Here is a 13,108-nt window from a genome sequence, read left to right as displayed (position 1 = left end):
TCGAACACAAATATATGAAATAACAGCAGTAAAATTTTATTTTTTATGACAAATCCGGGAAAACGAACATATTTTAACTGGAGCAGCGGCAAGGATTCTGCCCTGGCCCTGTACAAAATGCTGAAGCAGGGCGATTATCATGTGGAAAGCCTGGTAACAACAGTCAACAGGGATTTTGGCCGGGTATCCATGCACGGCCTTCCGGAAAACCTGTTGGACCGGCAGGCAGAAAGCATCGGTTTGCCATTGCGCAAAGTCTACTTCCCTTCGGTGGTGGACATGGAAACGTACAACCGGACGATGAAGGAAGAAACCGCAAAACTCTACGGAGAAGGGTATCGCTATGCTACTTTTGGCGATATTTTCCTGGAAGACCTCAAAAAATACCGGGAGGGCAAACTTGCTGAGGTAGGGATAAAAACCGTCTTTCCCCTGTGGAAACAGGATACCCGGACGCTCATGGAAGAGTTTCTGCGACTCGGTTTCAGGGCCATCACGGTATGTGTAAATGCAAGGCTCCTGGGCAAGGAATTTTGCGGTCGGGAAGTTGATGAGTGTTTTATCCGTGACCTGCCGGAACAGGTAGATGTCTGCGGGGAGAACGGGGAATTTCACACCTTCGTTTATGACGGCCCGATATTCCGGCAACCGGTAGCGTTCGAAACCGGAGAAAAGGTCCTGAAAAACTATGCTTCGCAGGATGATGCTAAACAACAAAACTGGGACAATTCCTTCTGGTATTGCGACCTTTCCCCTGGCTCCGGTTTACCCTGAGCCCTTCGACCGGACTCAGGGTAAACCGGAGTCGAGGGACGTTAAACCTTTTCTAAATTGTTATGCGGGCCATTTAATATGCCGTATCTTTAATAGAACAGAGAAAAAAAGATGTGATGCGTGTTTTAATTATAGGAGCGACAGGATTGATAGGCCGTGAGATCGTCCGTTTATATACACGGGAAGGGATAGCGGTAAACTATCTTACGACCGACCGTTCCAAAATAGAGAACATGGATATGTGCAGGGGCTTTTACTGGAATCCCGGAAAGGGGGAAATAGACCGGGAATGCCTGGACGATGTGGAGGCCATTATCAACCTTGCGGGAGAACCGATAGCCAAACGGTGGACGGCAAAGCATAGGAAGCGTATCCTGGGCAGCAGGGTACGATCGCTCGAATTATTGCAAAATACCCTGGGATCTGAAGAAGGGCACAGGGTAAAAATGCTGATCTCCGCTTCGGCCATTGGTATCTACCCCGATTCCCTGACCCATTATTACGGTGAAGAAGAAAAAGAGGTGGACGATTCCTTTCCCGGAAGGGTGATCCAGGAATGGGAAGCTGCTGCCGACCGGATGCAGGAACTGGGGATTAAGGTCGCCAAGGTACGTATAGGCCTGGTCCTGTCGAAAGAAGGAGGGATGTTGCCCCAGATCGTCAAACCCGTTAAATATTTTGCCGGTGCCGCCTTTGGCAGCGGGAAGCAATGGCAATCCTGGATCCATATTACCGATCTCGCACGGATATTCCTGTTTGTACTGGAAAAACAGACTTCAGGGATCTTTAACGGTGTAGCCCCCAACCCGGTAACCAATGAAAAGCTGACCTGCGAAATTGCCGGGAAACTTCAAAAACCGCTCATACTGCCACGTATACCCCGTTTTGTGATGAAATGCCTGCTGGGAAAAATGTCCTACCTGCTTTTCTGCGGGCAGAGGGTGAGCTCCCGGAAAATGACAGATATGGGGTTTTCGTTTAAATATCCCAACCTGGGCCCGGCACTGGATAACCTGCTCGGCAGGGAATGATATGAGAAACATGACTGTTCCCCTTATTGTTTTTTGTCCCTGTTCCTGAAAAAGATAAAATATACGTTTACTCCGAAAATGGCAAGATTGGTAATAATTACCGGAATAGAAGGAAGCATAAAACCGTAAATGACAAAAAGGAAACAACCGATGGAATTGACCGTTCTCAGTCTTATAATATCCCGCATAAGAAAGGAGAGCAACACCCCAAGTGAAGCGGCGTAGCCTATCCATTCTGTTATGGAGATACCCAGAAATTCCATTCTTTAAGTGGGGAAAGGAAATGTCTGAAAACCCTATCCGTCATGCTGAACTTGTTTCAGCATCCCATCCCGATTCGGAGCAGCCGGGAATGAGAACCTGAAACAAGTTCAGGTTGACGTAAATTTATTTTTCAGACATTTCCTTTTTTTTGTTTTGTATTTTAAGCTATCTTATTTCGCTTCCTGTCGTTTTCCGTGAGGAAGATTTTCCGAAGCCTCAGACTCTTTGGAGTCACTTCCACATATTCGTCCTTCTGAATGTATTCCAGCGCTTCCTCCAGCGAGAATTTTATGGCCGGGACGATCTTCGCCTTTTCATCGGCTCCTGAAGAGCGGACATTGGAGAGTTTTTTGGTCTTGGTCACGTTTACCGTCATATCGTCGCTTCGGGAATTTTCCCCGATGACCTGTCCTTCGTAAATATCCTCGTTGGGATCGATAAAGAACTTGCCCCTTTCCTGTAATTTGTCGATAGAGTAGGGAATGGCCTTACCGTTTTCCATCGATATGAGCGAGCCGTTGTTCCTTCCGGGGATATCACCCTTATACGGCTGATATTCGACAAACCGGTGCGACATAATGGCCTCTCCTGCCGTAGCCGTCAGCAATTGGTTTCTCAGCCCGATGATCCCTCTCGAAGGAATGTGGAATACACAGATCATACGTTCGCCCTTCGGTTCCATACTCAACATTTCTCCCTTGCGAAGGCTTACGAATTCCACAGCTTTTCCCGACAGGTTTTCCGGGAGGTCAATAGTGAGTTCTTCAACAGGCTCACATTTTACCCCGTCAATTTCTTTGATGATCACCTGCGGCTGCCCGATCTGGAGTTCATAACCTTCCCGGCGCATGGTCTCTATCAGTACGGAGAGGTGCAATACCCCACGGCCGAATACCATGAATTTATCGGCACTGTCCGTCTCCTTCACTCTCAGGGCCAGGTTCTTTTCCAGTTCCTTGTCCAGTCTTTCCTTGATATGGCGCGAAGTCACATATTTTCCTTCTTTGCCAAAGAAAGGAGAGTCGTTTATGGTAAAGAGCATACTCATGGTAGGCTCGTCTATGGCAATGGAGGCGAGGGCTTCCGGATTTTCCAGATCGGCAATAGTGTCACCGATCTCAAAACCTTCGAGGCCTACGATCGCACAAATGTCTCCCGCATGGACCTCAGATACTTTTTTCCGGCCCAGTCCTTCAAAGGTATGCAATTCTTTTATTCTGGATTTTACGATACTTCCGTCACGCTTCACCAGGGATACCTGCAAATTTTCGGTAAGTGTTCCCCGTTGCAGCCTGCCGATGGCAATACGCCCGGTAAAGCTCGAAAAGTCGAGAGAAGTGATGAGCATTTGAGGTGTTCCCTCAGAAATTTTCGGTGCGGGGATATGTTCAATGACCATGTCCAGCAGCGGCTCGATATTGTCAGTTTCGTTTTTCCAGTCTTCAGACATCCAGTTGTTCTTGGCCGAACCGTAAACCGTTGGGAAGTCGAGCTGCCATTCTTCTGCTCCGAGTTCGAACATCAGGTCGAATACCTTTTCGTGGACTTCGTCCGGGGTACAGTTTTCCTTGTCGACCTTGTTGATCACCACACAGGGTTTCAGCTTCAGGTCTATGGCCTTTTGCAATACAAAACGCGTTTGCGGCATGGGGCCTTCAAAAGCGTCTACGAGCAGCAGTACCCCGTCGGCCATGTTCAGCACCCGTTCTACTTCACCGCCGAAGTCGGCGTGACCAGGAGTGTCGATAATGTTGATCTTGGTTCCCTTGTAGATCACCGAAACGTTTTTGGAAGTGATGGTAATTCCCCTTTCCCGCTCCAGGTCGTTGTTGTCCAGGATAAGATCGCCCGTATTCTCGTTCTCACGGAATAACTGGCAATGGTACATGATCTTGTCTACCAAAGTGGTCTTACCGTGGTCTACGTGGGCTATGATCGCTATATTTCTGATGTCCGACATGATGTTGACTTTTGTTGCTATGTTTAGTTTTTCAGTCTCCGAGACTCCGAGTCTGATTTTAAGGGCGCAAATATAAATGATATTCCCGGTATATGAACATTAAATTATTGTTTTTTAAGGAGTCCGGGAGATATGCGGAGGGTTTTGCATTATAAAAACCAGGGCTTTTTTTTCTGCATATTGGTTTGCATCTAAATAATTTCCCCTATTTTCTCCTCTTTTTTAGTGATTTCAATATCTTTGGATGCTACTATGCGAAAATTGATATTTGCGATATGAATAATTTGCTGGAGGTAAACAGTGTTTCCAAAAAATACGGACAGTTCACAGCATTGGACAATGTCTCCTTAAAAGTCCCTGAAGGCAATATTTTCGGCCTGTTGGGGCCAAATGGTGCGGGAAAGACCACGCTTATACGTATTATCAACCAGATCACCTACCCGGATACGGGTACTGTTACTTTTAACGGAACCCCCCTCCAGCCCGGACATATTACTCAGATCGGCTATCTGCCCGAAGAAAGGGGCTTGTACAAAAGTATGAAGGTAGGAGAACAGGCCCTCTACCTGGCGCAGTTGAAGGGGTTATCGAAGAAAGAAGCCAGGGAAAAGCTCAAATACTGGTTCGACAGGCTGGAGATAGGAGGCTGGTGGAACAAGAAGATCCAGGAACTCTCCAAAGGGATGGCCCAGAAGATACAATTTGTCGTCACCGTACTGCACCAGCCCAAACTGCTTATTTTTGACGAACCCTTTAGCGGGTTCGACCCCATAAACGCCAATATCATAAAAGACGAGATCCTGCACCTGAGAGATCAGGGCGCTACCGTTATTTTCTCCACACACCGCATGGAATCGGTAGAAGAACTTTGCGACGATATAGCGCTGATCAACAAATCGAAAAAAATACTCGACGGGAAACTGGTGGATATTAAAAGACAATATCGCAGTAATACCTTTGAAGTAGGGCTCGATACGGAACGCAAGGAAGAATTACAACAACAATTGCAGGAACGGTTTACGGTGTCGCCGGCCCATTTTAAGTCCCTGGCCGATGAACTGAAGCTGCGGATACAGCTCCAGAACGGGTATTCGCCCAACGACCTGCTGGAATACCTGGTGTCCAGGTCTACCGTGAATCATTTTGTGGAAGTGATCCCCAGCGTTAATGATATTTTTATACAAACCGTAAAAGATAGTGACAGCCATGCATAAACTGCCATTGATCATAAAAAGGGAATACCTGGCCAAAGTGCGCAACCGCTCTTTTATTGTAATGACCATACTGAGCCCCCTGCTCTTTGTGGGCATGGCAGCACTGGTATTCTTTCTCACCAAGGCGAACAACGAAGAAAAAAAGGTGATGGCCATACTCAATGAGAGTGATTTTTTTCAGGACCAGTTCAGGGACGATACTTCCCTGTCTTTTGTGGATTTCCGGGGAATGCCGGTAGAAGCCGCAAAAGATTCGGCCCAGCATGCTGCATACTACGGTTTGCTCTATATTCCCAAAGGCGGTGATATTGAAAAAGTAGCAAACAGCATAGAGCTTTTCTGTAAGGAATCCCCGGGGCTAGGAACCCTGTCTTCGGTAGAAAATGTAATACGCAACAATGTAAGGGAGGTAAAACTCCGGAATTTCGGGGTCCCCGATGAGGTGCTGGGGGAGCTCGGAAAGAATTATGAGATCAGTGTGGAGAATTTTACCGGGGAGAAAAAGTTGCGGGGCATTAACGAAATAAAAGCCTTTATAGGTGGGGGCTTTGGCTATCTTATCATGATGTTTATCATCATTTACGGTGCCTTTGTGATGCGAAGTGTCATCGAAGAAAAGACGAGCAGGATCATCGAGGTGATCATATCTTCGGTAAAACCTTTTCAACTAATGCTGGGCAAGATCATTGGCAATTCCCTGGCCGGGATCACCCAGTTTGTCATCTGGATCATCTGCGGTACGATATTACTGTTCCTGCTGGCCGGATTTCTCGGGGTCAGTGTCGGAGAGCTGGGAGGCTCCCGTATTCCGCCCGAAGCTGCTGATGCCATGAGTGGTATATCCGGAGGAATGCAGGAGAAAGCACAGCTTTATCTGGCCGAACTGCTAAAAATATCCTGGGGAATATTGCTGGTCTCCTTTGTCATCTATTTTGTGCTCGGATACCTGATATACAGTTCCATTTACGCCGCTATTGGCGCTGCGGTAGACAACGAAACAGATACCCAGCAGTTTATGTTCCCCGTGATATTGCCCCTGATGCTGGCTATCTACGTCGGTTTTTTCTCGGTGTTCAATAATCCTCACGGGCCGATCGCAGTGGGTTTTTCGCTTTTTCCACTGACTTCGCCCATTGTAATGCTGATGCGCCTGCCGGGAGGTATAGGCGCCGGGGGAGTGCCTGTATGGCAATTCGTAACCTCCATAGTACTGCTTATAGCCACCTTCTTGTTTATCGTATGGCTGGCTGCCAAAATATACCGTGTGGGCATACTTATGTATGGTAAAAAACCGAGTTATAAGGAAATGTACAGATGGTTGAAATATAGTTAATGAATGAACTGACCAAACTTTTAAACCATGAAAGAAATATTACAAATTATCAAGGATTTTCTCGGATATAAGATATATTCTCCGGAAGGCAGTCCGGTGGATATAACGGTGGGTGTGCTCATTGCCGTTATTATTGCCATTGTTGTCACTAATTTTATCCTGAAACTCGTGCGAAGGCTGGTCACCCGGAAACTGGCAGATACAGATAAGAACAAATTCACGAGCATATTCCTTTTCGTAAAATATATTGCATACGTACTGGTGGTGATATTTACACTGGATGCATCAGGAATTAATATCACGGTGTTCCTTGCACCATTCGCCGCACTGGCCGTAGGTCTCGGTTTTGCCCTGCAGCAACTGTTCCAGGATATTATGTCGGGAATACTTATCATTACCGACAAATCATTACACGTAGGTGATATTGTAGAGGTAGACGATAAGGTTGGAAGGGTAACCAGCATCCACCTCCGTACAACACGTATGGAGACCCGCGGCGGAAAAGTACTCATTGTGCCCAATCATAAATTCATGTCCGACCCGCTGTTTAACTGGACACAGAATGGAAACACGGTCAGGGAGGATGTAAAAGTGGGAGTAGCCTACGGGTCGGATATCGAACTGGTTAAGGATTTATTGTTTAAATGTGCTTCCCATCACCCGGGAGTGCTGGAATTTCCCGAGCCTTTTGTGCTTTTTGAGAATTTCGGGGATTCTTCTCTCGATTTCGGGGTCTATTTTTTCCTGCCCGACGGGTTTACCTCACCGCGGATAAAAAGCGAACTGCGTTTTGAAATAGACAAGAAGTTCAGGGAAAACAATATATCCATACCGTTCCCGCAAAGGGATGTACATATTATTCCACAGGATTGACAAATGTGCCAATCGGATAATGTTAAATGAGTTTTGGAGTTGGGGAGTTTTTTAGTTTTTGAGGAATGTACTACTCATCAACTCCCCAACTCCAAAACTAAAAACCAAAAACACACAATGCCAAAGATTTTAGTTATAGAAGATGAAGTAGCCATCCGGAGAGTGCTGGTTAAGATACTGACGGAGGAGAATAAGGAATATAAGACAGAGGAAGCGGAAGACGGCCTCTCGGGAATGGAAAAGCTGAAGAAAGAAGACTACGACCTCGTGCTCTGCGATATAAAGATGCCGAAAATGGACGGTGTGGAAGTACTGGAAGCGGCCGGGAAGATAAAGCCTGATATCCCTTTTGTAATGATTTCCGGACATGGCGACCTGGATACGGCTGTGCATACCATGAAACTCGGCGCTTATGATTATATATCCAAACCGCCGGACCTGAACCGCCTGCTCAACACGGTGCGGAATGCACTGGATAAAAAAGAGCTGGTCAGGGAAAATAAACAGCTCAAAAAGAAAGTCAGTAAAAATTATGAAATGATCGGAGAAAGCAAGGCGATCTCCAATATAAAGGACATGATCGAAAAAGTGGCGCCTACCGATGCCCGGGTCCTTATTACGGGGTCCAATGGTACAGGGAAGGAACTGGTGGCCCACTGGCTTCACGAGAAAAGTGAGCGTTCCAAAGCGCCTATGGTAGAGGTGAACTGTGCGGCCATTCCTTCCGAACTCATAGAAAGCGAACTTTTTGGCCATGTAAAAGGGGCTTTTACCTCTGCTGTAAAGGACCGGGCCGGGAAATTCGAAGCCGCCGACAAAGGGACCATTTTCCTGGATGAAATAGGAGATATGAGCCTTTCCGCCCAGGCCAAGGTGTTGCGTGCCCTGCAGGAAAACAAAATATCCCGGGTGGGGAGCGATAAAGACATTAAGGTCGATGTCCGTGTCATAGCCGCTACCAACAAGGATCTGAAGGAAGAAATAGAAAAAGGGAAATTCCGGGAAGACCTCTATCACAGGCTCGCCGTAATTATTGTAGAAGTCCCGACCCTGAACGACCGGAGAGAAGATATTCCGCTGCTCGTAAACCATTTTGCAAATAAAGTGGCCACGGAACAGGGGATGACACAAAAGCAGTTTTCCGACGATGCCATAAAGCAACTACAGGAGTACGACTGGACCGGAAACATCCGTGAACTCCGAAACGTAGTAGAACGACTGATGATCCTCGGAGGCCAGGAGATCAGCAAAAGCGATGTCGAACTCTTTGCCAGTAAGTAAAAAAGTGATTGCAGGTTGTAAGTTACAGGTTAATTTTATCCAAACTTGCAACTTGAAACCTGTAACCTGAAACAAAAAACAACACTATGAAGATCGTTATATCACCGGCAAAATCCCTGGATTATGAATCTGCCTTGCCGACCAAAAAATACTCCGATCCCCTGTTTTTAAAACAGGCCGAACGACTGAATAAAATACTGAAAAAGAAATCTCCGCGAAGCCTTTCCAGGTTGATGGGGATTTCCGATAACCTGGCCCAGCTCAACTGGCAACGCAACCAGGACTGGAACCTGCCTTTTTCTCCCGGTAATGCCCGTCCGGCCATGTATGCCTTTAACGGGGATGTTTACGAAGGCCTGGATGCTTACACAATACCGGAAGAAAAACTGGATAAGTTGCAGGACTCCCTGCGTATCCTGTCCGGACTATACGGGGTGTTGAGGCCGTTGGACCTCGTACAGCCCTATCGCCTGGAAATGGGGACTTCCCTCAAGGTAGGGGTGAAGAAAAACCTGTATGAATTCTGGAAAAAGACCTTGACCCAAACCCTGAATGAGGAACTCGAAGAAGGCGAACTTTTTATTAACCTGGCCAGTAACGAATATTTCAAAGCGGTAGACGCCAAAGCGTTGAAAACCCCGGTGATCACCCCGCAGTTCAAAGACTGGAAGAACGACCAGCTAAAGATGATCAGTTTCTTCGCCAAAAAGGCCAGGGGGCTTATGGTGCGTTATATCCTAGATACCGGAGCGAAAACCGTGGAAGACCTCAAAGGTTTTGACTACGAGGGATACAGTTTTAGCGAAAAACATTCGGTGAAGAAGAACGAACTGGTTTTTGTAAGATAAAAAAAGACGTAAGACTGTAAGATATAGGACTTATGACAATGACTTTTTCCATTTGACCCTGATAGCCTGACCTGGCTCCTCCCTTGTGACGAAGGGAGGTGGTCCCGATCTCTGATCGGGAGCGGAGGGTTAGAAAGCCCAAAGCATAGGATAAACATAAATGTTCGGGGATAACTCCCAAGGCCTGGACCGGGGTAAACTCCCCGTCCCGCAAAACGGGACACCCTTCTTCATCTGAAGGCCTGTGCTGAGCGAAGTCGAAGTAAGGGAGCTTTTTATTTTTGTTAAAATAATACAGAATTATTCCAACAACTGAAAATTTTAACGCATCAGGAATAATCAAACGTCGTAAGTCAAAAAAACATCAGATGTTCATCCACAACCATCCGTTCCCGCCATTTATTCTCGAAGGAGCCACCAGGCTCATTGTGGGTACATTGCCTCCGCCGAGGTTCTCTATGGGCGAATTAAAGAAAGGCGATGTAAATTTCTGTTACGGCAGTATTGACGGGCAACTCTGGCCCGTTCTCGATAAGATCTTCGGGCTTGACCTGAAGTTCGAGACCACCCCCGAGGCCGTAGAGCAGCGCAAAGCGTTTTTAAGGATGCACAAGATCGGTATCTGCGATATCGTGGAAAGCTGTGAACGCCAGAAGATCGATGCTTCCGACCTGGGAATGCAAAACGTAAAGTACAGGGATGTCCTCGGGTATCTGCAAAAGCATCCTACGGTAAAAACACTGCTGTTTACCGGGGGCAACAGTAAGAATGGGCCCGAATATTTTTTCAGGAGGCATCTCAAAATGCACGACATGAAACTGGAAGTGCTCTCCGATGAGGTGCCGCGTATACACCGGTTTACATTGCCACACGCTGCAAACGGCAAGCCCCCCAGAAGCATTAAAACCGTTTCACTGACGGCACCGTCCGGCTCCGCCAACAGGGCCGTGGGCAGTATTCCCCTTTACAAGGAAATGAAGCGGAAAAACCCGGGTTTTACCACAATAGATTTCAGGGTTATGCAGTATAGCAAACATTTTCTGGAATAGTTTTTTTCAGCTTATTCATACAGCTTGGCAAACGTATCATATTGCAGGGAGACAGATGACGGGTGACCGAAGATTGGTGATAGAGTGACGAGGAGACGGGGAGAAGACGGGGAGGCAAAGAGAACAGGTGAGTGGCTTGTTGTGATTGATAAAGATTGAAGATATTCGGTGCTAAGTTTTGGGGGTCTGGAGTCTTAGAGCCTTGTAGGGAAGGTTTTCCGTTTTAACTCCCGGACTAACCAACTCCGAACTGATCAACAACCGGAAAACTGGCAAACCGGTAACAAACCTTAAACAGTTTCTCAATGATGATGTGTTTGCTTTGAATAATACAGGCTACTCCCGTTACATTTCATATTTTAGCAGAGGGGTTTGCCCCGCAAATCAAAAAAGTACTTTTGAAAAAGATATTGCTCATAGAAGACGACCCGGCCCTGAACAACAATATAAAAGAAGCCATAAGCTCGGAAGGCATGGAAGTAGACACTGTCTTTGACGGAACGCTGGCCGAAAGGATACTCCGGAAAAAACAGTTCGACTGCGTAGTGCTGGATATCAACCTTCCCGGGCAGAATGGTTATGAAGTCTGTAAAAACTTCAGGGAATACAATACCGTGACCCCGGTGTTGATGCTTACGGCCTTCGGAGAGCTCGAAGACAAGGTCAAAGGCTTCGACAGGGGAGCAGACGACTATCTCACCAAGCCTTTTTACATGCGCGAATTGCTCCTGAGGATCAATGCACTGATAAAAAGGGGAGAAAACGACAAGAAGGCCCGGGGCCGTAAAGAAGTAGTGTCTGCCGGGGATATCACAATCCACCCGGGACGAAAAAGAGTAACCCGGCAGGGCAGGGAGATCAGCCTCACCCCGAGGGAATACCAGGTACTGGCAAAACTCGTCGGGTCCGGTGGAGAAGTGGTGTCTAAAAAAGAACTTGTAAAGGAAATATGGGGAAATTCGTTCGACGGTAATACCAATACCATAGAAGTGTATATAAACTTCCTCAGGAACAAGGTAGATAAGCCCTTCGGAAAGGACTCCATCAAGACAAAGGTGGGATATGGTTATTATTTTGAAGATTGACAGCCCTTGACCATCCGGAAAAAAATACTGGTCTATTTCACTACGGCAGTAATTCCACTCCTGGGACTGTCCCTGTTCCTTATCTACACCCTTTTTTACCAGTACCGGGAAGAGGAATTCCAGCAAAGCCAGAAAGAGAAGATCACCGTTACCCTTCAGTACCTGGCAGAAGTACAGAAAGTGGACAACGAAATACTCTTGTCCTACGACCGGAAGACCATAGATTCCATGTACGATGAAAAGCTGCTTATTTACAACAACTACAAACAAAGGATCTACACCAGCCTGGACGATACTCCTGTGCCCTATGCAGAGGAAATATTGAATGAACTTTCTCCCAATACCCGGTGGATAGAAACCAAAGACGGGGATTATGATGTGGTAGGGATATATTTTGAATCGGGCATGAAATCCTACTACGGTATCAGTAAGGCCTATGACGCTGTGGGCTATTCCAAACTCCGTTTTCTACGGAATACCCTTATACTGATCTTTGTGCTTATTTCCCTGGTGCTGGTGCTTTTGTCCTATTACCTTTCCGGGCGTATTTCCCGACCCATTACCGAGATCACCGGAAAGATCACCCGTTACGATCCTGAAGAGGAAGGCTCGCCCATTACAGTGTCCGGGAATGAACAAGAGATCGTATTGCTCACCAGGCATTTTAACCAGCTCATCCGGCGCATTCAGGAAGCCTTTGCCTTTCAGAAAAACGCCATCCACCACATTTCACACGAATTGAAAACCCCGATCGCTGTGTTGGTATCCAATTTTGAAAAGCTGGAAAAGGAAACAGACCCCGAAGCGATCCGGATGCTGATTGAGCGACAAAAAGAAGATACCAGAAGCCTCGGAGAGATCATCAACGTACTGCTGGAAATTGCAAAAACCGAATCCGGCGACAGGATAAGCCGGTCAGATATCCGTATCGATGAATTGATCTTTGACCTGGCGGACGAATTAAAGGCCCTGTACCCACTTCACAAATTTTCCATAGCATATACCGGGATCCCAGAGGATGAAAGCAGGATCACCGTATCCGCGAACGAAAAACTCCTGAGGTCTGCTTTTGCCAACCTGATGCTTAACAGTATCCATTACAGCAGTGATAACCGCACGGACATAGGTATAGCTGCTTATGCCCGTGAACTGAAAGTAGAGATAGTCAATAAAGGGGAGACCATAACCGAGGAAGAACAACAATATCTCTTTCAGCCTTTCTTCCGGGGTGATAACAGCAGGGGAAAACCCGGTTTCGGCCTGGGGCTGGTGTTTATCTATAAAATAATGATACTTCACAAAGGAACTATAACTTATACTTCCGGAAACGGGGATACCAATATCTTTACCGCGACATTTCCTTTAGCGTGATGCATAACACTATGAGCATCTCTCT

At 46.8% G+C, this 13,108-nt stretch carries 12 protein-coding genes; 10 read left to right on the top strand and 2 right to left on the bottom strand.

Annotation, left to right across the window (positions count from 1 at the left end):
- Positions 1-45 precede the first annotated feature (45 nt).
- Together KN811_RS08515 and KN811_RS08510 are read left to right on the top strand one after the other, a co-directional pair.
- A complete protein-coding gene (locus KN811_RS08515) occupies positions 46-774 on the top strand; it encodes a Dph6-related ATP pyrophosphatase (protein ID WP_187965317.1) in 729 nt (242 codons plus the stop codon).
- Between the two features lie 116 nt (positions 775-890).
- Entirely contained in the window at positions 891-1,805 is a 915-nt protein-coding gene (locus tag KN811_RS08510) for a TIGR01777 family oxidoreductase (protein WP_187965316.1), read from the top strand.
- A 23-nt stretch (positions 1,806-1,828) separates the two neighbouring features.
- On the opposite strand, the gene KN811_RS08505 is transcribed toward KN811_RS08510, so the two are convergent.
- The gene (locus KN811_RS08505; protein WP_187965315.1) at positions 1,829-2,068 is read right to left on the bottom strand and encodes a uroporphyrinogen decarboxylase; all 240 of its coding nucleotides are present in this window, start codon (positions 2,066-2,068) and stop codon (positions 1,829-1,831) included.
- Between the two features lie 161 nt (positions 2,069-2,229).
- Positions 2,230-4,029 carry a translational GTPase TypA gene (typA, locus tag KN811_RS08500; RefSeq protein ID WP_216334776.1) on the bottom strand — a complete coding sequence of 600 codons (1,800 nt, stop codon included), beginning with the start codon at positions 4,027-4,029 and terminating at the stop codon, positions 2,230-2,232.
- A 275-nt stretch (positions 4,030-4,304) separates the two neighbouring features.
- Here typA and KN811_RS08495 point away from each other — a divergent pair, with 275 nt between their 5' ends.
- From KN811_RS08495 to KN811_RS08460, 8 genes are all read left to right on the top strand, one after another.
- Entirely contained in the window at positions 4,305-5,243 is a 939-nt protein-coding gene (locus tag KN811_RS08495) for an ABC transporter ATP-binding protein (RefSeq protein ID WP_187966754.1), read from the top strand.
- Entirely contained in the window at positions 5,236-6,576 is a 1,341-nt protein-coding gene (locus KN811_RS08490) for an ABC transporter permease (RefSeq protein ID WP_187966753.1), read from the top strand. Before KN811_RS08495 ends, KN811_RS08490 begins: the two co-directional genes overlap by 8 nt.
- A 27-nt stretch (positions 6,577-6,603) precedes the next feature.
- Positions 6,604-7,449 carry a mechanosensitive ion channel family protein gene (locus KN811_RS08485; RefSeq protein WP_187966752.1) on the top strand — a complete coding sequence of 282 codons (846 nt, stop codon included), beginning with the start codon at positions 6,604-6,606 and terminating at the stop codon, positions 7,447-7,449.
- Between the two features lie 117 nt (positions 7,450-7,566).
- On the top strand, positions 7,567-8,730 hold the full coding sequence (locus KN811_RS08480; protein WP_187966751.1) for a sigma-54-dependent transcriptional regulator: 1,164 nt from the start codon (positions 7,567-7,569) through the stop codon (positions 8,728-8,730).
- Positions 8,731-8,816: 86 nt separating this feature from the next.
- Positions 8,817-9,578 carry a peroxide stress protein YaaA gene (yaaA, locus tag KN811_RS08475; protein ID WP_187966750.1) on the top strand — a complete coding sequence of 254 codons (762 nt, stop codon included), beginning with the start codon at positions 8,817-8,819 and terminating at the stop codon, positions 9,576-9,578.
- Between the two features lie 368 nt (positions 9,579-9,946).
- Complete coding sequence (locus KN811_RS08470; protein ID WP_187966749.1) at positions 9,947-10,627, top strand: uracil-DNA glycosylase family protein; 681 nt, start codon at positions 9,947-9,949, stop codon at positions 10,625-10,627.
- Positions 10,628-11,025: 398 nt separating this feature from the next.
- The gene (locus tag KN811_RS08465; RefSeq protein WP_187966748.1) at positions 11,026-11,712 is read left to right on the top strand and encodes a response regulator transcription factor; all 687 of its coding nucleotides are present in this window, start codon (positions 11,026-11,028) and stop codon (positions 11,710-11,712) included.
- Positions 11,713-11,718: 6 nt separating this feature from the next.
- A complete protein-coding gene (locus KN811_RS08460) occupies positions 11,719-13,083 on the top strand; it encodes a sensor histidine kinase (protein ID WP_187966747.1) in 1,365 nt (454 codons plus the stop codon).
- Positions 13,084-13,108: the final 25 nt, after the last annotated feature.

Source organism: Sinomicrobium weinanense (genome assembly GCF_018863395.1).
In the GTDB taxonomy this organism is placed as follows: domain Bacteria; phylum Bacteroidota; class Bacteroidia; order Flavobacteriales; family Flavobacteriaceae; genus Sinomicrobium; species Sinomicrobium weinanense.
Note: the sequence above shows the minus strand (reverse complement) of the source record. Positions and strands in the feature narration are given on the sequence as shown.

What these genes read in the sequence shown, in the direction of transcription:
- KN811_RS08515 (WP_187965317.1), top strand. Translation starts at nt 46, where the DNA reads ATGACAAATCCGGGAAAACGAACATATTTTAACTGGAGCAGCGGCAAG.
- KN811_RS08510 (WP_187965316.1), top strand. Translation starts at nt 891, where the DNA reads ATGCGTGTTTTAATTATAGGAGCGACAGGATTGATAGGCCGTGAGATC.
- KN811_RS08505 (WP_187965315.1), bottom strand. Translation starts at nt 2,068, where the DNA reads ATGGAATTTCTGGGTATCTCCATAACAGAATGGATAGGCTACGCCGCT.
- typA (WP_216334776.1), bottom strand. Translation starts at nt 4,029, where the DNA reads ATGTCGGACATCAGAAATATAGCGATCATAGCCCACGTAGACCACGGT.
- KN811_RS08495 (WP_187966754.1), top strand. Translation starts at nt 4,305, where the DNA reads ATGAATAATTTGCTGGAGGTAAACAGTGTTTCCAAAAAATACGGACAG.
- KN811_RS08490 (WP_187966753.1), top strand. Translation starts at nt 5,236, where the DNA reads ATGCATAAACTGCCATTGATCATAAAAAGGGAATACCTGGCCAAAGTG.
- KN811_RS08485 (WP_187966752.1), top strand. Translation starts at nt 6,604, where the DNA reads ATGAAAGAAATATTACAAATTATCAAGGATTTTCTCGGATATAAGATA.
- KN811_RS08480 (WP_187966751.1), top strand. Translation starts at nt 7,567, where the DNA reads ATGCCAAAGATTTTAGTTATAGAAGATGAAGTAGCCATCCGGAGAGTG.
- yaaA (WP_187966750.1), top strand. Translation starts at nt 8,817, where the DNA reads ATGAAGATCGTTATATCACCGGCAAAATCCCTGGATTATGAATCTGCC.
- KN811_RS08470 (WP_187966749.1), top strand. Translation starts at nt 9,947, where the DNA reads ATGTTCATCCACAACCATCCGTTCCCGCCATTTATTCTCGAAGGAGCC.